This window comes from Ruegeria atlantica, from assembly GCF_013033965.1.
Lineage (GTDB): Bacteria > Pseudomonadota > Alphaproteobacteria > Rhodobacterales > Rhodobacteraceae > Ruegeria > Ruegeria atlantica_D.
On record NZ_WQFE01000002.1, the window covers coordinates 307,067 to 326,177 of the forward strand.

Consider the following 19,111-nt stretch of genomic DNA (forward strand, 5'->3'; position numbering starts at 1 on the left):
GTCGGGGCAAATAAGACAGGGAGACAACGACCATGCGTACCCGTGCCGCCGTCGCCGTTCAGGCGGGCAAACCTTTGGAAGTGATGGATGTGAACCTCGAAGGCCCCAAAGCGGGTGAGGTTCTGGTCGAGATCAAGGCCACCGGCATTTGCCACACCGATGAATTCACCCTGTCGGGTGCTGATCCCGAGGGCCTGTTCCCGGCCATTCTGGGCCATGAAGGCGCGGGCGTGGTGGTCGAGGTCGGCCCGGGCGTGACCAGCCTGAAGCCGGGCGATCACGTGATCCCGCTTTACACCCCGGAATGTCGCGAGTGCGAATACTGCCTGCACCCCAAGACTAACCTGTGTCAGGCGATCCGTGAAACCCAAGGCCAGGGTCTCATGCCCGACGGAACCTCGCGCTTTTCGACGCTGGATGGCGATCCGATCCTGCACTACATGGGCTGCTCGACTTTCGCGAACCACACGGTTCTGCCCGAGATCGCGCTGGCCAAAGTGCGTGAGGACGCGCCCTTCGACAAAATCTGCTATATCGGTTGTGGCGTGACCACCGGCATCGGCGCGGTGATCAACACGGCAAAGGTGGAAATCGGCAGCCGTGCCATCGTGTTTGGTCTGGGTGGTATCGGCCTGAACGTGATCCAGGGCCTGCGTCTGGCCGGGGCCGATCAGATCGTTGGCGTCGATCTGAACCCTTCCAAAGTGGAAATGGCGACCAAATTCGGCATGACCGATTTCGTCAACCCGTCCGAAGTTGAAGGCGATTTGGTCCCCTATCTGGTCAGTCTGACCAAGGGCGGCGCGGACTACACTTTTGATGCCACCGGCAATGTTGGCGTGATGCGCGCAGCGCTGGAGTCGGCGCACAAGGGCTGGGGTGAATCGATCATCATCGGCGTAGCGCCTGCCGGGGCCGAAATCTCGACCCGCCCATTCCAACTGGTCACTGGCCGCTCGTGGCGCGGCACGGCCTTTGGCGGTGCACGGGGCCGGACCGATGTCCCCAAGATCGTGGATTGGTATATGGACGGCAAGATCGAGATCGACCCGATGATCACCCACACCATGGGTCTGGACGACATCAACCACGGCTTCGACCTGATGCATAAGGGCGAGAGTATCCGATCGGTGGTGGTTTACTAAGACTCTTATACGAGGCGATCCGCGAAATGCGAGTATCAACGGCGCGCAGAACAGTGCGCCGTTTTTTCTGGGATTTACTCCCCCGGCCGTGACGCCCCGGTATCTGACCGCGGTGACCGGACCCGCAGAACAGGGGTGTTGGCCGAGGTGGTGTTGGCCCTGCTCTCGCGCCAGACCACATAGACGCCGGATGCGATTATGACGCTTGCGCCAACCGCCACCCAGATGTCCGGGCGTTCACCAAAGAAAACCATGCCAAAAATCGTGGCCCAGATGATCTGGCTGTATTGGCTGGGGGCAATAACGCCCGCAGGCGCGGCGCGATAGGCGAGAATGATCAGGTGCTGGGCGATGACCGAGAACACGCCCACCAATGCCATCATCGCCAGATGCAGCAGGGATGGGGGGTGGTACACCGCAGGTTGGGCCAGGCTCATCACCGCGATGGCCAGCAGCATGGGGTACAGGATCAGTACGGCCGAGCGTTCTTCATTCCCGATCTTGCGCACCAGCACGGATGCAAAGGCGCTGCAGAAAGCGGCTGTCAGAGCGGCCAGATGACCCAGCGTGATATCCGTTGCGCCTGGGCGCAGAACAATCAGAACGCCGATCAAGCCCACGCCCACGGCGGCCCAACGTTGTGCGCGGACCACTTCGCCGAGAATGGGAATCGACAGGACTGTCACAATCAGCGGGAAGGAAAATAGCAGCGAATAAACCTCGGCCAACGGCAAAACTGAAAACGCATAGAACGCGCAGGACATTGCAGTGACCATCAGGCCAGATCGCAGCAACACCAGCCAGGGGTGATGGGGCAGAAAGTTCCCTGTTGTCCGGTCGGTCAGAATCGTGACGGCCATCGGCACAAAGGAAAACAGCGTGGCAAAAAAGATGATCTGCATCACCGAGTAGACGCCGCCAAGCGCCTTGATCAATGCGTCATGGCTGGCAAAGACCGCAAAGCCCAAAAACGCATAGCCAAGTCCCCGGAGGGTAGAGTTCTGAGTGCTCATCGGTGCGGCCTCGGGTGATATATCGGTGTTGTAACTGCGCCATCACTCCGCCTGTGCTGCGGGTGGCTTGCCTTTGAGTAAACCCATTTTGGTGGCACGCATAGCCCCTAATTTACCGCTAACATCGCATGGCCGGTATGACGCAAGATCATCGCAGGATCGGTGGTGCGTCCTTGGGTTGGCGTGCGGATTGCACGCCAGCTTTCATTCCCACCCCGATGCGACGGGCCAGCGCGACCCAAGGTGCCGCGGTTTCAGAGGGCAGCGTCTGGGTTGCGACTTCTTCGAACAGGTCCAGCCAATGGGCGAAGAACTCGGGCTTTACGTCGGGCCGCTCGATATGGACTCGTTGCGGGTTGCCGTCATAACTGCGCTCGAACAAAATCGCGTTGCGCCAGAACGCGGCGATCTTCTCCTCATGTGCGGGCCAATCGTGGACATGTTTGTTGAAGACGGGCCCCAGTACCGCGTCCTCTCGCACTCGGGCGTAAAATGCGTGGACCTGTGCGCTGATCTGGTTCGGCGTTGCAGGAAAGCGCGGGGGTAAGGTTGGTTTGGTCATTTCAGGCCCGATTTCGACTCTGTTCAGGGCTAATATCTCGTTCTGTGATCATGCAACAGGCGTGGTTTTGTCGCGCGGGTCCGGCGTCAGGAGGTGCCGCAACAAGGCCACCGGGTGTGCTTTGAGGCTGAGGCGGGTGGCCACGTAATCCTCAACCACCTGTTCGCCCAGCGTCATCTGCGGCAGGTAGGCCTCGGGCTCGTCCAGCGCCTCGCCCTCCAGATCCTGTGAAAACAGGGGCAGCGGTTTGGCGGTGGCAATCGCCTTGGCCTGCCATAACGCCTCACGCCGGGTCAGATCGCAGGCAGCAAAAGCATCGGCCTCGGCCAGCCGTTCGATCACCGAGGGCCTCAGCCCGGCACGGCGCCAGACATCGTCGACCTGATGGTAGCCGTTGCCACGCGCAGCGGTCAGCCAGCTGGCGTCTTCTTCGCGGCGCTCGTGATCAAAATCCACATCAATGTCGGGGGGCTCATCGCGCGCCTCGGAGACGAAGCGTTCAAATACCATGGTATCCTCTTCGGGGCCGACCTCGGTGATACGCAGGCAGTAGCAAACAACTGAATTGGCTGCTGAGCCGCGCCCCTGGCACAGGATGTCACGCGAACGGGCGAATTTGACGATGTTGTGAACAGTCAGGAAGTAAGGTTCATATTTCAACTTTTTGATCAGGGTGAGTTCATGCGCCAGCATCTTCTGCACCTTGTCTGACGCCCCTTCGGGGTAACGCCAGTTCACCCCCTCATGCGCCAGACGGTGCAGGCGTTTAGTCGGGGTTTCCTGCGCGCTGCCCTCGCTGGGGTACTCATAGCGGAGCTCGCCCAGCGAGAATTTCAGGTCTTTGCTGAGTGCGTGAGTGCGCGTAACGGCGTCCTCATGACCTTTGAATATCCGCAGCATCTCGGGTTTCGAGCGCAAGCGTTGCTCACCATTGGCCAATGCTTCACGGCCTAGCTCATCCACCTTGCGGCGCAGACGGATGGCGGTCACAACATCGGCCAGCTTGCGCCGTGCGCCGTGATGCATCAGCGGCGTGGCGCTGGCGAGGGTTGGAATGCAAAGTTGACTTGATTCAGTCTCTAATATTGAGAAATATGCACTATCTGCGCCATCATACCGGAGGTGCCTCAACAGATGCATCCGCCCACCAAAGCGGCGCGTCAATTGTTGCGCCTGTGTCCGCCATGCGTCCGCGCCGCCCGGAGGCCGGGCCGCCTGTGGCCAGAGCAGCAGGTGGAGACCGTCTGAGAACTCCAAAAGATCGGACATGTGCAGGATGCAATCGCCGTTCTCGGCGCGCAGGCGGCCTTTGGAGAGGATACGGCACAGGTTGGCCCAGCCCTGCCGGTTCAGGGGCAGGGCGGTTACGGTGGGCGCATCGGTGAAGATCAGCCGCGCCGCCGGGATCAGGCGCGGCACCGCGTGGACGGGATATGAGGGCGGTTTGGGGATGTGATCGAGGCAAGGCGGACCGATAGAGGTGTTCTGCGCCTCCCACTCCAGCCGTTCGCGCACCTTGCGGGCGATCTCGCGCGCTTGCGTGTGGGCGCGGACGATGCCGGCGACCGAGTTGTCATCGGCAATCACAATGGCAGGCAGGCCCAGGGTGACGGCACGCTCCATATACTCCTCGGGGTGCGAGGCCCCAGTGAGGAAGGTGAAGTTCGACGTGATCGACAGTTCGGCATACATGACGATTCCATATTATATTCACGCTTTGTTCCTTTTCGAGTCCTTTGCGTCATTGCGCAGGAAACGGGTCGCCTGAAAGCTGGGTACCGGGCATGTTCGAGGCAAAGAAGGAGATCCCAATGTTCAAAATCACCGCATTACCGACTGACGAAGTTCGCGCCCTTCAGTCTGGTCACCCGGATGCATATGGCATAACGCCAGAACGCGCTGTTTCGACCGGAGCAGGCAATCCCTGCCGCCATTGTTTGCAGAATATCCCCGAAGGGGAGGATATGCTGATACTGGCACATCGCCCCTTTTTAGAGACGCAACCTTACGCCGAAACCGGCCCGATCTTTCTGTGTGCAGCGCCTTGTGAGCGGTATGAGGGTACCGAAATGCCAGAAATCCTGACCACCTCGCCAGACTATCTGATCAAGGGCTATGGAACAGATGACCGCATCGTCTATGGCACCGGTGCCATCACGCCTACGGGCCAGATCGATGCAAAAATCAGAGATATCTTTGCCCGCCCAGATGTGGCCTATATCCACATCCGATCCTCGCGAAACAACTGTTATCAGGCGCGAATTGATCGCGCCTAAAGCTTGACCCGGTGCATCCCCCGGTGCGGCTGATCCTGATCGCCGGTCGGTGTGCCTTCCGATCGGCTGGACGTCAGGGCGAGGAACACATCCTCCAGATCAGCCTCTTCGGTGCGAACGTCGCGGATGCGGATATTGGCTGCGCGCACGGATTCCAAAACCTGCTCGGCACTGGTCTGGGCGCTGTGGTATTGCAACACTAGGCTACCATCGTCGCGCAACGCGGCTTCGACGCCTTCAGTCACCGGCAGTTCAACGACAGGGCTGTCGGGCACGATGACCATGGTGCGGCTGTCCATGCGGCCAAGCAGGTTGGCAGTGCTGTCCTGCGCGATTTTCTCACCGTGGTTGATGATGGCGATCTCATCACACATCTCTTGCGCTTCTTCCAGGTAATGTGTGGTCAGGATGATGGTCATGCCTTGGTCGTTCAGCTTGCGCACATTTGTCCAAAGCATCTGGCGCAGCTCGATATCCACGCCTGCCGTAGGTTCGTCCAACACCAGAATCCTGGGGTGATGCACCAGCGCTTTAGCCAGCAGAAGCCGCCGCCGCATACCGCCCGAAAGGGTGCGGGCATAGGCCTCGGCCTTGTCGCTGAGGCCGACCAGTTCAAGGATCTCGTCACTTCGGCGCTCGGCCTTGGGTACGCCATACAGCCCGGCCTGAACCTCCAGCGCGCCGCGCGGGGTAAAGAACGGGTCAAGGTTCAGTTCCTGCGGCATGACCCCAATCGAAGCACGGGATTGGCGCGGATTGCGGTCCTGATCATAGCCCCAGATCGACACGGAGCCGGCCGATTTCACCACCAGACCGGCCAGGATGTTGATCAACGTCGATTTTCCAGCCCCGTTTGGTCCCAGCAGGCCAAACACCGACCCTCGCGGAATACTGAGATCAATGCCCTTCAACGCCTGTTTCTCGGGCTGGCCCTTGCCGCCGCGATAGGTCTTGCGCAGCCCTTCGATCCTGATTGCCGCATCGGCCATGTGGCTCTTGCCCCCGGTTTGCTCATCGCTCATAAACGCACCTAATGCATGCCCGCGAGGCCGACAACCAGTGAAGGATCGCCAGCCGTGACAATTGAAGCGCCGGAAACCAAGATCGTCGAGACCGCCCGTGTCGCCTGTGATGGTGGCGAAGGTGCATTGGGCCATCCGCGCGTCTGGTTGCAGATCCCCGAGGACAGCGGCTGGGTCGAGTGCCCATATTGCGACTGCAAATATGTTCTGAAAGGCTCAGAGCAGGGCTGACGGCCCGTCAGGTGCCGGGTTTGGCAAAATTCTGACACAGCGCGCCAGCATCGACATCGCCATATTTATTGATCAGGAACTGATCGACATTGGCACCGGACCACACATGAAATGCCTTTCCGTTGCTGAGGCGGCCAATGCCACTGGCGGTGCCGGTTTCCGGATGCTGGTACGTAAAGAAAGCCTTTCCGGTTAGCCCATTGTCACATTCAAGTGTGGCTTCCCCGAAACCAAAACTTCCTTGGGCGCGCCACTGTCCATGACAGCCAAAATTCGCACTTGTCCGCCCGGCGTGGGTTCCTTCACCCCATCCGATAGCGCGGCCTGTGAAAAATATACCGCTGTTGCCCAAGCAAGCCAGGATCGGGGCGCAGTTGGAAGAAGTGCCCTGAATTGACAAGCAATCAGCGGGCAATTTTGGCCCCGCCTGCGCGGTTGTGGCGACAAGAGCGATTGCGGTTGCGGACGCGATGGCCGATAAAACGTGCAGACTGAACATGACCACGATCCTATAAGGCAGGGCACCATGAGCAAGAGCGAATTCGGAAAAGGCTGTCACCTGCATCTGATCGATGGATCAGCTTTTATTTTTCGAGCCTATCACGCGCTGCCGCCACTGACGCGCAAGTCGGACGGACTGCCAATCGGAGCCGTTTCGGGCTTTTGCAACATGTTGCAGAAATATGTCGAAGGAAACGCCGGTCCAGATGCGCCCACCCATGTGGCGGTGATCTTTGACAAGGGTTCGCACACGTTCCGCAACGATCTGTATGACCTCTACAAGGCCAACCGCGAAGCGATGCCAGAAGACCTGCGCCCGCAGATGCCGTTGACGCGTGAGGCCACCAAAGCCTTCAACATCGCCTGCAAAGAGCTTGAAGGCTATGAGGCGGACGACATTATCGCCACTTTGGCCGTTCAGGCGCGCGAGGCGGGCGGGCGTGTGACCATCGTCAGTTCCGACAAGGACCTGATGCAATTGGTCGGCGGTGGCGTCGAAATGCTGGATGCGATGAAGAACAAGCGCATCGACCGCGATGGCGTGGTCGAGAAATTCGGCGTCGGGCCGGAACGCGTGGTCGATGTGCAGGCGCTGGCAGGCGACAGTGTTGACAACGTGCCGGGGGCACCGGGGATCGGAGTGAAAACCGCAGCTTTGTTGATCAACGAATATGGCGATCTGGAAACGCTGCTGGACCGTGCGGAAGAGATCAAGCAGCCCAAGCGTCGTCAGACTCTGATCGAAAAACGCGATCAGATCGAGCTGTCGAAGAAGCTGGTGCAGTTGGACGAGAACACGCCGCTGGATTTCACGCTGGATGATCTGGAAGTGAAAGACCCCGATGCCGAGACCCTGCTGGGCTTCCTGGCCGAGATGGAGTTTCGCACTCTGACAAAGCGGATTGCCGACAAGCTGGGCGCCGAAGCACCGGTGATTGCCGATGCGCCTGCGCCCGCAGATGAAGTAGCCGAAGCAGAGGCCATCCCGTTCGACGCGTCCAAATACGAATGTGTGCGCGATGCCGGGGCGCTGCAAAAGTGGATTGATCAGGCCTATGAGCGTGGCTGGGTCGCAGTGGATACCGAGACCACCGGGCTAAATGAAATGATCGCCGAACTGGTCGGAATATCGCTATGCGTCGAGGCGGGTGAGGCCTGTTACATCCCGCTGATTCACCGCGAAAGCGCAACGGATGATCTGTTCGGCTCGGATGCACTGGCCGAGGGGCAGATGCCGCTGGACGAGGCTCTGGCCCTGCTGAAACCGATGTTCGAAGACCCGTCTATCCTTAAGATCGGGCAGAACATGAAATACGACGCCAAAATCTTTGCGCGTTATGGCGTGAATGTTGCGCCTATCGACGACACGATGCTGATGTCTTATGCGATGCATGGCGGTGAACATGGGCATGGCATGGACACGCTGTCCGAACGCTATCTGAACCACACGCCGATCCCGATCAAGCCGCTGCTGGGCTCGGGCAAGTCGGCGATCACCTTCGACAAGGTGCCGATTGACGAGGCCACCGCCTATGCGGCCGAGGATGCGGATATCACCTTGCGCCTGTGGCAGCTGTTCAAACCGCAACTGCATCAGGTGCAGGTGACGACGGTGTACGAAACGCTCGAGCGGCCGCTGGTGCCGGTTCTGGCCGAGATGGAGATGCACGGCATCAAGGTCGACCGCGATGTGCTGAGCCGCATGTCCAACGCCTTTGCCCAGAAAATGGCCGGGTTAGAGGCCGAAATCCACGAGTTGGCCGGTGAAAACTTCAACGTCGGTTCCCCCGCACAGCTGGGTGAGATTCTGTTCGACAAGATGGGTCTGGAAGGCGGCAAGAAGGGCAAGACCGGGAAATACTCGACCGGGGCAGATGTTCTGGAAGATCTTGCCACCGAGCATGAACTGCCACGCCGGGTGCTGGACTGGCGGCAGCTGTCCAAGCTGAAATCGACCTATACCGACGCATTGCAGACCCATATTAACCCCGATACGGGCCGGGTGCACACGTCCTATTCGATCACCGGGGCGAGTACCGGGCGTTTGGCCTCGACCGATCCGAACCTGCAGAACATTCCGGTGCGTACTGAAGAAGGCCGCCGCATTCGCGAGGCGTTCATTGCCGAGCCGGGCAACGTGCTGGTCAGCCTCGACTACAGCCAGATCGAGTTGCGGATACTGGCACATATCGCCGATATTTCGGCCTTGAAACAGGCGTTTTCAGATGGGCTGGACATTCACGCCATGACGGCGTCCGAGATGTTCGATGTGCCGCTGGACGAGATGACGCCGGATATCCGCCGTCAGGCCAAAGCGATCAACTTTGGTGTGATCTACGGCATCTCGGGATTTGGTCTGGCCCGCAACCTGCGCATCCCGCGGGCCGAGGCGCAGGGGTTCATCGACCGCTATTTCGAGCGTTTTCCGGGCATTCGCCGGTATATGGACGACACCGTGGCTTTCGCCAAAGAGCATGGCTATGTGCAAACCCTGTTTGGGCGCAAAATCCACACGCCGGAAATCAATGCCAAGGGGCCGCATGCGGGCTTCTCGCGCCGTGCTGCGATCAACGCGCCGATTCAGGGCACGGCGGCGGATGTGATCCGGCGCGCGATGGTGCGGATGCCGGATGCCATCAACGGATTGCCTGCAAAGATGCTGTTGCAGGTGCATGACGAATTGCTGTTCGAAGTCGCCGAGGATGCGGTGGGTCAGGTGATCGACGTGGCGCGCGACGTGATGGAAGGGGCCTCGGACCCCGCGGTTAAGCTGGACGTCAAGCTGAGCGTCGATGCCGGGCAAGGCGCGAACTGGGCCGAGGCGCATTAGGGGCGCTGCTCATCAGGCCCTCTTCGCAGCGGCTCAGTCCTGCGGTCTGACCCAGCCCTCGACCATGCGTTTCACAGTGGGTCCAAGGGTCAGGATGACGGCAAACGCTATTGGCCAGCAAAAAGCCCAAGATGCCATCCAATCACCGAAGGTGTTTGGGCCGAAGCCGACCGCTTTGACGGTGGCGATGCCGGTGACAATACATGACATCAAACCGGACATGATCAAACCAAACACGGCATGGGCAAAGCGGGCAGGGATCATTTCGGGCATCCTTAGGGTCGCGATGCCCCGTTTTTAGATACTTTCCGCTCACTTGCCAGACTGGATCAGGTGGCGTGTTGTCCCATCCAGCCAAGTGATGCGGCGGTGCGCGGTGTAGAAGGGGTGTATTCGGCACTGACCCAATTGGCGTAGCCAGTGTTCTCCATCGCTGCAAACAGTCGCGTGAAGTCCGTCGGGCCGCGCCCCGGTTCAGAACGGTCGGGTGCCGCTCCGACCTGGGCATGTGTGACCTTGTGGTGGAACTTGTTCCAAACGGCCAAGGCGTCTCCGTGGATCATATGGGCGTGAAAACTGTCAAATTGCAGACCGACATTCGGGCGATCCACACGATCCAAAATTTCAACAGCCAGATCATAGTCATTCAGGAAGTAATCGGGTTGAGACACCGGGTTAAGAGGCTCGATCGTGAACTGTTGTTGCGGTGCCAGGTCAGCCGCCCATTGCAGGTTATGGACCATGCACGCAAACGCATCCGGTCCGCTGGAATAGCCTGACATGATGTGGATCAGCCCTGGGCGCAGAACCTCGGCATACCGCAGAACGCGGCGGATATCGGATTGGAATCGGCCTTCGCCACCGGGAATAGCGGCATAGCCGGGATCACCGCCCGTGTAGTTTGGCGGCGGCGCGTTGATCAGAACCAGTTCAAGCCCGTTGGCCAACAGGGCGCGTTGGGTTTCTTTGGCCGCCAACTCGTAAGGGAACAGAATCTCGACCGCCTTAAACCCCGCGTCTGCGGCGGCCTGGAATCGGTCCAGATAGGGCAGTTCAGTAAAAAGCAGGGAAATATTCGCTGCGAGTTTTGGCATGAGTGGCCTTTGGATAGCTGGTGCGGTGACCTTATCTGCGTGGTGATTTCAGCGAAAGAGACTGAAAACGACAGTTTGTCGAAATTCGACCAGAATGCGCCCATTGAATCAGCGAGGTTCGGGGCAACGCGGCGAATCATTTCAGAACGCTGTGCCAACAAAAGGTTTGAATATGATGGCGATGAGCCCTGACCCTGTGCGCGGGAACACCCTTTCTGTGTCCACAGGACGGAATTCTGCTTTGTCCGGCAATGGGTTGGCAGTAGCCTCTATGCTGACCTGGGCGGCCGGGTTTCCGGCGGCCGAAGTGCTGTTGCAGACGTGGCCCCCTGTTGCCTTGCTGACCGCGCGTTTGGCGTTGGCCGTTGTTGTCATGATGCCAATCTGGATGCTGATCGACGGGCCGCATCGGGTTCTTTCCGCCCGCTGGCGGCACGCGATGATCGTCGGCGGATGCGGCATTGGGGTGGCCATGTTCCTGATGATCGTGGCGCAAAAGCTGACCGATCCGGTGACGGTTGCGATTGTCGCGTCGTGTGCGCCTTTGATGGCGACGCTGTTGGAATTGGCCGCGGGAACGCGTCGGCTGAGGTGGAATTTTGCGCTGGGCGTAATTGTTTCAATTGTCGGAGGTCTGATCGCCACAAGCGCGTTGGCGCCAGCCCAACTGGGATTGGGTGCAGCTTGCGCGGTTGTCTCGACGGCTTTGTTCTGTTGGGCCAGCATGGCGACCGCCCGGGATTTCCCTGAACTGAGCCGGGTCGGACGCACCACCATCACCTTCGTCGGGGGTCTGGCGATGGCGTCGGTGCTGATGTTCGGATCGGCACAATTAGGCATGGATGTGATGCCTGCGACATCGTTTGATATGCAGCAGGCAGGGATGCTGATGATCTATGCGCTTGTGTCTATGGGGCTGAGCCAGGTTCTGTTCATCGCCTCGATTGGCAAGCTGGGCGTCGCGCTGTCGTCCTTCCACATCAATGTCGCCCCCTTCTATGTGATGCTGATCATGCTGGTGCTGGGGGAAGAGTGGAACTGGACCCGTGCGCTGGGCGCGGGAATCGTTGCAATGGCAGTTGTTCTGGCGCAAGAGCGGCGATCCGCCAAGACCGCCTAATCGGTCAGGTCTTCCGAGCGGATCAGTGGGAAAAACTGCCCGCTGGACCAGACGCCAAACCAATCATCCTTGTGCGTGGCGATGTCCACGAGGCGGTAGAAACTTTTGCGATCTATACGGGCCTCAAGATTGTTGCGGACCAATACATAGGGAGACGGCTCTTCTGTTTCTGAATCGATGACAATCCGGATCGGGTGATCCGGGCCGGCAATCGCTGTGTCGCCAACATGGGTTGTGAATGTCAGCATTTGGGTCTGACCCTCGCCTGATGCGTCGACATCCACGGCGACAAAAGGTGCATCCTCGACAGTGATTCCCACTTTTTCCACCGGGGTCACCAGGTAGTATTTCCCCTCTTCTTTCTTAAGAATTGAGGAAAAAAGCTTCACAAGCTCGAACCTGTTGATGGGCGACCCTAGATAAGTCCAAGACCCATCTTTTGCGATATGGATGTCCAGATCGCCGCAAAACGGAGGATTCCACAGGTGAACGGGGGGTAAACCCCTGGTTTTGGCCGCTTTGACTGAGGCCGCCAGCCCGTCCGGAGAGGGGGTCACAGGTTTTTGTCCGCTCATTGCTTTTGCCATTTCCTTTTCGCGCGATACACTTCAATCATATTAGTCCACGGAAGGGAAAGTCATGACCGAACCTGCCGACCTCGTGTCCGAGATCGAAGCGCTGGAAATCAAACTGCAAGAGGCCAAGGCCTCGATCACCCGTCGCTTTATCGGACAGGAAAGGGTCGTGGACCTGACCCTGACCGCGTTATTGTGTGGGGGGCATGCGCTGCTGATCGGTTTGCCCGGCCTAGGTAAGACCCGCTTGGTGGAAACGCTGTCGACCGTGATGGGGCTCCACGGCAACCGCATCCAGTTTACGCCCGACCTGATGCCCGCCGACATTCTGGGATCCGAGGTTCTGGATACAGCCGAAGATGGCAGCCGTCATTTCCGATTCATTCCCGGCCCGATCTTCTGTGAATTGCTGATGGCGGATGAGATCAACCGCGCCAGCCCAAGAACCCAGTCGGCGTTGCTGCAGGCGATGCAAGAACGCACCGTGACCGTGGCCGGTGAAGACCGCGATCTGGGTGTGCCCTTTCATGTGCTGGCGACACAGAACCCGATTGAACAAGAGGGCACCTATCCACTGCCCGAGGCGCAGCTGGACCGTTTCCTGGTTCGGATCGACGTCGATTACCCCGATCGCCAGACCGAGCGCGATATTCTTTTGGCCACGACAGGTGTCGAAGAAGAAGCCGCGCACGAGATTTTCACCAAGGAAGAGCTGTTGGCCGCCCAAGTTCTTTTGCGCCGGATGCCGGTCGGGGACTCGGTTGTGGAGTTGATCCTTGATCTTGTCCGCGCCTTCCGCCCCGAAGAGGCGGGTGTTTCTGAACGGGTCGCCGAAACTGTTGCCTGGGGTCCCGGTCCACGTGCCGCGCAGGCACTCATGATGACAGTACGCGCGCGCGCGATGCTTCAGGGACGGCTGGCCCCAAATGCCGAGGATGTTCTGGATATGGCCCGTCCGGTGCTCAGCCACCGGATGGCATTGAACTTTGCGGCGCGGGCACGCGGTGACAGTTTGGCCGATCTTATTGAGTCCACCGCCGCAGGATTGGTCCGGACTGAGGCCGCGGCGTGAATGCCGCGCTGACCCTTCGTGAAAGATCAGAGGCCGAGGCGTCCCGGCTGCCGCCGCTGTTGGCGCGCGCTGAACATCTGGCCGGAACGGTTCTGTTGGGTGATCATGGGCGCCGCCGCTCGGGCCTTGGCGATGACTTCTGGCAATATCGCCCCGCCCAGATCGGCGACAGCCGCCGGATGATCGACCATCGACGTTCCGCGCGCGGAGATCAGCAATTCGTGCGCGAACGTGAATGGCAGATTGCGCAATCGGTTATGCTGTGGGTCGATCAGGGTGCATCAATGCGGTTTGCATCCGACAAGAGCCTGCCCACCAAGGCTGACCGCGCGCGGCTGCTGGGCCTTGCGACCGCAATACTGCTGGTGCGCGGTGGCGAACGCGTGGGCTTGACTGGAACGACTTTGCCACCGCGACGTGGCAATGCGCAGATAATCCGGCTGGCACAGGCATGGTCCGAAGACGCCGAGACCGACTACACGCCCCCCGAACACCGCGCCATGATCCCACATGCGCGCGCCGTGTTCATTTCCGATTTCCTGGGTCCGATGGATGAGGTCGAACTGGCCCTGACCAAAGCCGCTGACCGGGGGGTGCGGGGGCTGGTTTTGCAGGTTCTCGATCCGGGAGAGGAAACGTTTCCCTATCGGGGCCGCACGATCTTTGAAAGTGTCGGAGGGTCGGTCCGGCACGAAACGCTCAAGGCCGGAGACCTGCGTGAGCGGTATTTGGAACGGCTTGCCAAGCGCAAGGACGCGCTGACCCAACTCTGCCGCGCGACGGGATGGCAACTGGGCTTGCATCACACCGGTGACAGTGCGCAGGCGGCTCTGTTGTGGCTCTATCGTGCGTTGGACGGGGGGACGGGATGACGGTTCTGGCGGGCATTGGCTTTACCGCTCCGTGGGTGTTGCTGGGTCTTTTGACCCTGCCGATCCTATGGCTGATCCTGCGCGCCGTACCGCCCGCACCGATCCGTCGATTGTTTCCGGCGGTGACGCTGCTGTTGGGACTGAAAGATGATGAGAGCGTTTCGGATCGCACCCCATGGTGGTTGCTGTTGCTGCGTATGCTGGCGGCGGCGGCGATTATCATTGGCTTAGCCGGGCCGGTCCTGAACCCCTCGCGCGATCAGGCGGGGTCCGGGCCGTTGCTGCTGGTGCTGGATGCCAGCTGGGCCGGAGCGACGCGATGGTCAACGACGCTGGACCAGATCGATGCACAATTGACCGAGGCGGGGCGTGCGGGTCGAACCGTTGCTATCCTGCGGCTGACCGAACCCGAACCACCTGTTTTCCAAGCGGCCGAGGCGTGGCGGGGCCGTTTGCCCGGGCTCACACCGACACCGTGGCAACCGAATCAGGCGCAGATAGACATAGCTCTGGATGCTCTGAATCAGGCGGATGGAGGGTTTGACACCCATTGGTTCAGCGATCGCCTGGCCTATGAGGGGCACGAGGCGATCCTGTCTGCATTGCGCGCGCGCGGCGATGTGACAGTCTATCAGGCTCCGACACCTGCGATAGCTATTCTGCCCGCCACATATCAAGACGGCGTCATTCAATTGTCTGCGCAACGGGCCGAGCCTGGTTCCGCAGAGCGCATCACCGTTCTGGCTCAGGGTCGCGACCCTGCCGGTGCGATGCGGACCTTGCAATCGATCGACTTAGACTTTGCCAGTGGTGAGACTTTGGGACAGGTCGAGCTGGCCCTGCCGTCGGAACTGCGCGCCCGGATCACACGGTTTGAAATTCAGGGCCAGCGGTCGGCCGGGGCTGTGACGTTGACGGATGACAGCCTGCGTCGGCGCGAGGTCGCCCTTATCGCCGGAACGCTCAACCGTGAAGGGTTGGAGCTGCTGTCGCCGCTGCACTACCTGACGCAAGTTCTTATCCCGACGGCGGATTTCGTTGACGGCGGATTGCTGGAAGTCCTTCCCGCAAATCCGGATGTGATCGTGCTGGCCGATGTGGCGAAACTGGCTGAATCTGAACAAGCGGCCCTGATCGAATGGGTTGAACAGGGCGGTTTGCTGTTGCGATTTGCCGGCCCGCGGATGGCGGCCAGCGATCTTGGCCGGGATGCTGAAGATACATTGTTGCCGGTGCGCCTGCGCAGTGGCGGACGCTCGGTCGGCGGGGCCATGAGTTGGGGTGAGGCCAAGGGGCTGGCACCCTTCCCGGAAAATTCGCCTTTCTATGGGTTGCAGGTGCCTGAGGATGTAACGGTAACAACTCAAGTCATGGCGCAACCAGACCCTAATTTGGCGGATCGTGTCATTGCATCGTTATCGGATGGAACGCCCTTGGTAACCCGCAAAGCGCTGGGCTTGGGGCAGGTTGTGCTGTTTCATGTGACGGCGGATGCCGAATGGTCCAGCTTGCCTTTGTCAGGATTGTTTGTCGAAATGCTGGACCGGCTGGCAGTGGCATCAGCAGCGAAATCGCGGCAGGAGTCACAGTTGCAAGGCACGACTTGGGAGCCGATTCAGGTCATGGACGGCTTTGGCGTCCTGTCGGATGCAGGCAATCTGGCAGGCGTCGATGGTGTCGAACTTGTGTCTGGTCAGATCGGTCCGGACCTGCGACCGGGCCTCTACGAAAGCGGCAAACAGAAACTGGCCCGCAACGTTCTGAATGATGAAACGGTGCTTAGCCCGGCGATCTGGCCATCGGATGTTCCGATCAAGGGGCAGGAGATCAGCACCGAGACACCTATCGGGGGCATTCTGCTGAGCCTTGCGTTGTTGTTGCTGACGGTCGACGTGATCGCCTCGCTGGCTTTGTCCGGTCGCTTGGGTCTGGCCAAGGCGACCGCAGTCGCGCTGGGTGCAATTTTGCTGGTGCCCGAGGCGCAGGCGCAAACCCCCGAAGATACCGATTTTGCGTTGAACGCGACACAGGAACTGGTTCTGGCGCATGTTCTGACGGGTGATGCGCAAGTTGATGACATCGCCGCCGCCGGTATGCGCGGTTTGGCGCAAACGCTGTTCTATCGAACCTCTGTCGAGCCGGCGGACCCCATCGGAGTGGATTTGGAGCGCGATGAGTTGGCGTTTTTCCCGCTACTCTACTGGCCGATTTCGCCGGACCAGCCGCAACCCTCCGCCGAGGCCTATGCCAAACTCAATGCTTATCTGCGATCCGGGGGCATGATCCTGTTCGACACACGCGATGCAGACGTCGCACGCTTTGGGGCGGCCAGCCCAAATGGGCGCAAGCTGCAACAGATCGCTGCGCCACTGAATATCCCTTCGTTAGAGCCTATTCCCCGTGACCATGTCCTGACCCGTGCCTTCTACCTGTTACAGGATTTCCCGGGTCGCTATGCGGGCACCGAGGTGTGGGTCGAGGCCGCACCTATGGATGCGGAACAGATTGAAGGGATGCCGTTCCGCAACCTCAATGACAATGTGACGCCGGTCGTGATTGGCGGCAATGACTGGGCCGGGGCCTGGGCCATTGATCGCAATGGTCAGGCGCTGTTGCCGGTGGGGCGTGGCTATGCGGGTGAACGGCAGCGCGAACTGGCAAATCGTTTCGGCGTCAATCTGGTGATGCATGTGCTAACCGGAAACTACAAATCCGATCAGGTGCACGTGCCTGCCTTGCTGGACAGGTTGGGACAATGACAGGAACCGTCATATTCGATCCGCTGATCCCGTGGCCCGTTCTGGCAATCGTGGCCGCAATTGCCGTTTCTGGGGTCTTGCTGGCCCTGTGGCGCGGCCTGTCGGGCTGGGCCCTGCGCGGATTGGCGGCTTTGGTGGTGATCGCAGCTTTGTCCGGGCCGGTCTATCAGGTCGAAGATCGCGCGCCGCTGACCGATATCGTGTTGATGATCGAGGATGAAAGCGCCAGCCAGACCCTATCAGATCGGGCGGACCAGACCGCACAAGCTGCCGGGGAACTGGCGGCCGAGATTGGATCCCGCGACAATACGGAACTACGCCGCATTCGCGTAGGTGACGGCGACGGGGACGAAGGCACACAGGTGATGGCGGCCTTGAACGAAGCGCTGGCCGAAGAACCGCGCGCCCGGATCGCCGGAATTCTGGTGGTATCTGACGGGATCGTGCATGACGCTGATCAGGCCCCCGATCTGCCCGCGCCTATGCATCTGCTTCAGACCGGGCGCGAAGCGGATTGGGATCGCCGTCTGATCGTCCGCAACGCGCCTGCCTTTGCCATTATCGATGAGCCTGTCACCCTGACTTTGCGGGTGGAAGACAGCGGAGCCGCGCCCGCCGGGGCCACGACCGCGCCGCTGGAAATCTCGGTGGACGGCGCCGAGCCCGAGCAATACACGATACCCATTGGTGTTGATGTTGAGCTGCCGATCACGCTGCCCCATGGCGGGCGCAACGTGATTCAGTTTACCGTGCCAGCAGCCGAGGGCGAGCTGACCGATCGCAACAACACCGCGCTGATCCAGATGAACGGAGTTCGTGACCGTCTGCGCGTGCTGCTGGTATCCGGGGAACCGCATCCGGGCGGGCGGACATGGCGTAACCTGCTGAAATCCGATAGCTCGGTCGATCTGGTACATTTCACCATTCTGCGCCCGCCCGAAAAGCAGGACGGGGTGCCGGTGGACGAACTGTCGCTGATTGCCTTCCCAACGCGCGAGTTGTTTCTGGAAAAGATAAACGATTTCGACCTGATCATTTTTGACCGCTACAAGCGGCGCGGCATCCTGCCCGCGATCTATCTGGACAACGTCACCAACTATATCAATGAAGGTGGTGCCGTTCTGGTCGCAGCTGGTCCGGATTTCGCCAGCGCCGACAGCATCTTCCGCTCACCCCTGGCGCCGATCCTACCCGCACATCCAACCGCGCGTGTGATCGAGGAACGCTATGTCCCGATGGTTACTGATCTGGGGCATCGCCACCCGGTCACGACTGACCTGGGTGATGCCGAAAACTGGGGCGCATGGTTGCGCCAGATCGACGTCAAACACCGCAAGGGCGAAGTGTTGATGACCGGAGTGGATGACCGGCCTCTGCTGGTGCTGAACCGCGTTGGTGAAGGGCGCGTGGCGTTGTTGGCCTCGGACCATGCGTGGTTGTGGAGTCGGGGTTTCGAGGGCGGCGGCCCGCAGCTTGAACTGCTGCGCCGACTGGCGCACTGGATGATGAAAGAGCCTGAGCTTGAGGAAGAGGCGCTATGGGCCGAGGCCAATGGCCAGGTGATGCGCATTATCCGCCAGACGCTTGGCGATGAGGTCGGGCCGGTGACTGTGACGCGCCCGAACGGTGAAACGCTGGAGATTACATTGGATGAGGTCTCTCCGGGGCGCTTCGAAGCTCAGTATTTCGGGCCTGAGATCGGCCTTTATCGCCTGCAGGAGGGGGACCATTCCACCGTCATCGGACTTGGCCCCGCGGCACCCAAAGAATTTGAGCGCACCATCGCGACGGCCGAAGTGCTGGAGCCTGTGATAGCTGAACTGCGCGGCGGTGCCGTGCGTTTGGAGGACGGTTTGCCAACGATCCGCAATGTACGTGCCGGACGTCCTGCATCGGGGCGTGGATGGATCGGCCTGACCCCGCGCAACGCCTATGAAACACGTGACGTGACACAGGCAGGGCTGTTGCCGCCCTGGCTGGTGTTGTTGCTCGCAGGCGGGTTCCTTCTTGCGGGCTGGCTGCGTGAAGGGCGGCGCTAG

At 60.0% G+C, this 19,111-nt stretch carries 16 protein-coding genes and 1 pseudogene; 9 read left to right on the top strand and 8 right to left on the bottom strand.

Features of this window, described 5'->3' with window-relative positions; all coding sequences use genetic code 11:
• The first annotated feature begins 32 nt into the window (after positions 1–32).
• Complete coding sequence (locus tag GOW16_RS05400) at positions 33–1,145, top strand: S-(hydroxymethyl)glutathione dehydrogenase/class III alcohol dehydrogenase (RefSeq protein WP_170411421.1); 1,113 nt, start codon at positions 33–35, stop codon at positions 1,143–1,145.
• A 74-nt stretch (positions 1,146–1,219) separates the two neighbouring features.
• Here GOW16_RS05400 and GOW16_RS05405 read toward each other — a convergent pair whose 3' ends face one another.
• The 3 genes and pseudogenes from GOW16_RS05405 to GOW16_RS05415 form a co-directional block, all read right to left on the bottom strand.
• Positions 1,220–2,158 carry a DMT family transporter gene (locus GOW16_RS05405; RefSeq protein WP_170411424.1) on the bottom strand — a complete coding sequence of 313 codons (939 nt, stop codon included), beginning with the start codon at positions 2,156–2,158 and terminating at the stop codon, positions 1,220–1,222.
• A 148-nt stretch (positions 2,159–2,306) separates the two neighbouring features.
• Positions 2,307–2,720: a group III truncated hemoglobin gene (locus GOW16_RS05410; RefSeq protein ID WP_170411427.1), complete on the bottom strand. Its 414-nt coding sequence runs from the start codon at positions 2,718–2,720 to the stop codon at positions 2,307–2,309.
• A gap of 336 nt (positions 2,721–3,056) precedes the next feature.
• Positions 3,057–4,412: pseudogene (locus GOW16_RS05415) on the bottom strand (PHP domain-containing protein); the annotation flags it as partial.
• A gap of 119 nt (positions 4,413–4,531) precedes the next feature.
• On the opposite strand from GOW16_RS05415, the gene GOW16_RS05420 reads away from it, so the two are divergent.
• Positions 4,532–4,996, top strand: a complete 465-nt coding sequence (locus GOW16_RS05420) for a DUF1203 domain-containing protein (RefSeq protein ID WP_170411433.1) — start codon at positions 4,532–4,534, stop codon at positions 4,994–4,996.
• Here the strand turns inward: GOW16_RS05420 and GOW16_RS05425 are convergent.
• The gene (locus GOW16_RS05425; RefSeq protein ID WP_170411982.1) at positions 4,993–5,985 is read right to left on the bottom strand and encodes an ABC transporter ATP-binding protein; all 993 of its coding nucleotides are present in this window, start codon (positions 5,983–5,985) and stop codon (positions 4,993–4,995) included. The two genes, GOW16_RS05420 and GOW16_RS05425, sit on opposite strands and share 4 nt — an antisense overlap.
• Positions 5,986–6,072: 87 nt before the next feature.
• On the opposite strand from GOW16_RS05425, the gene GOW16_RS05430 reads away from it, so the two are divergent.
• Complete coding sequence (locus GOW16_RS05430; RefSeq protein ID WP_170411436.1) at positions 6,073–6,249, top strand: zinc-finger domain-containing protein; 177 nt, start codon at positions 6,073–6,075, stop codon at positions 6,247–6,249.
• Between the two features lie 7 nt (positions 6,250–6,256).
• On the opposite strand, the gene GOW16_RS05435 is transcribed toward GOW16_RS05430, so the two are convergent.
• The gene (locus GOW16_RS05435; protein WP_170411439.1) at positions 6,257–6,748 is read right to left on the bottom strand and encodes a hypothetical protein; all 492 of its coding nucleotides are present in this window, start codon (positions 6,746–6,748) and stop codon (positions 6,257–6,259) included.
• A 27-nt stretch (positions 6,749–6,775) separates the two neighbouring features.
• Here GOW16_RS05435 and polA point away from each other — a divergent pair, with 27 nt between their 5' ends.
• Positions 6,776–9,580, top strand: coding sequence for a DNA polymerase I (gene polA / locus GOW16_RS05440; RefSeq protein ID WP_170411443.1), 2,805 nt, complete (start codon positions 6,776–6,778; stop codon positions 9,578–9,580).
• 33 nt (positions 9,581–9,613) lie between these two features.
• Here polA and GOW16_RS05445 read toward each other — a convergent pair whose 3' ends face one another.
• Both GOW16_RS05445 and GOW16_RS05450 read right to left on the bottom strand, forming a co-directional pair.
• A complete protein-coding gene (locus GOW16_RS05445; RefSeq protein WP_170411446.1) occupies positions 9,614–9,844 on the bottom strand; it encodes a DUF2798 domain-containing protein in 231 nt (76 codons plus the stop codon).
• 65 nt (positions 9,845–9,909) lie between these two features.
• The gene (locus GOW16_RS05450; RefSeq protein ID WP_170411449.1) at positions 9,910–10,674 is read right to left on the bottom strand and encodes a hydroxypyruvate isomerase family protein; all 765 of its coding nucleotides are present in this window, start codon (positions 10,672–10,674) and stop codon (positions 9,910–9,912) included.
• 271 nt (positions 10,675–10,945) lie between these two features.
• Between GOW16_RS05450 and GOW16_RS05455 the strand changes: the two genes are divergently transcribed.
• The gene (locus GOW16_RS05455; RefSeq protein WP_254429691.1) at positions 10,946–11,794 is read left to right on the top strand and encodes a DMT family transporter; all 849 of its coding nucleotides are present in this window, start codon (positions 10,946–10,948) and stop codon (positions 11,792–11,794) included.
• On the opposite strand, the gene GOW16_RS05460 is transcribed toward GOW16_RS05455, so the two are convergent.
• A complete protein-coding gene (locus GOW16_RS05460) occupies positions 11,791–12,369 on the bottom strand; it encodes a DUF1285 domain-containing protein (protein ID WP_170411455.1) in 579 nt (192 codons plus the stop codon). The two genes, GOW16_RS05455 and GOW16_RS05460, sit on opposite strands and share 4 nt — an antisense overlap.
• Before the next feature lie 64 nt (positions 12,370–12,433).
• Between GOW16_RS05460 and GOW16_RS05465 the strand changes: the two genes are divergently transcribed.
• The 4 genes from GOW16_RS05465 to GOW16_RS05480 are packed head-to-tail and all read left to right on the top strand — an operon-like array spanning position 12,434 to position 19,111.
• On the top strand, positions 12,434–13,441 hold the full coding sequence (locus GOW16_RS05465) for an AAA family ATPase (protein WP_170411458.1): 1,008 nt from the start codon (positions 12,434–12,436) through the stop codon (positions 13,439–13,441).
• On the top strand, positions 13,438–14,313 hold the full coding sequence (locus GOW16_RS05470; RefSeq protein WP_170411461.1) for a DUF58 domain-containing protein: 876 nt from the start codon (positions 13,438–13,440) through the stop codon (positions 14,311–14,313). Before GOW16_RS05465 ends, GOW16_RS05470 begins: the two co-directional genes overlap by 4 nt.
• A complete protein-coding gene (locus GOW16_RS05475) occupies positions 14,310–17,072 on the top strand; it encodes a DUF4159 domain-containing protein (RefSeq protein WP_170411463.1) in 2,763 nt (920 codons plus the stop codon). Before GOW16_RS05470 ends, GOW16_RS05475 begins: the two co-directional genes overlap by 4 nt.
• Complete coding sequence (locus GOW16_RS05480) at positions 17,069–19,111, top strand: hypothetical protein (protein ID WP_170411468.1); 2,043 nt, start codon at positions 17,069–17,071, stop codon at positions 19,109–19,111. Before GOW16_RS05475 ends, GOW16_RS05480 begins: the two co-directional genes overlap by 4 nt.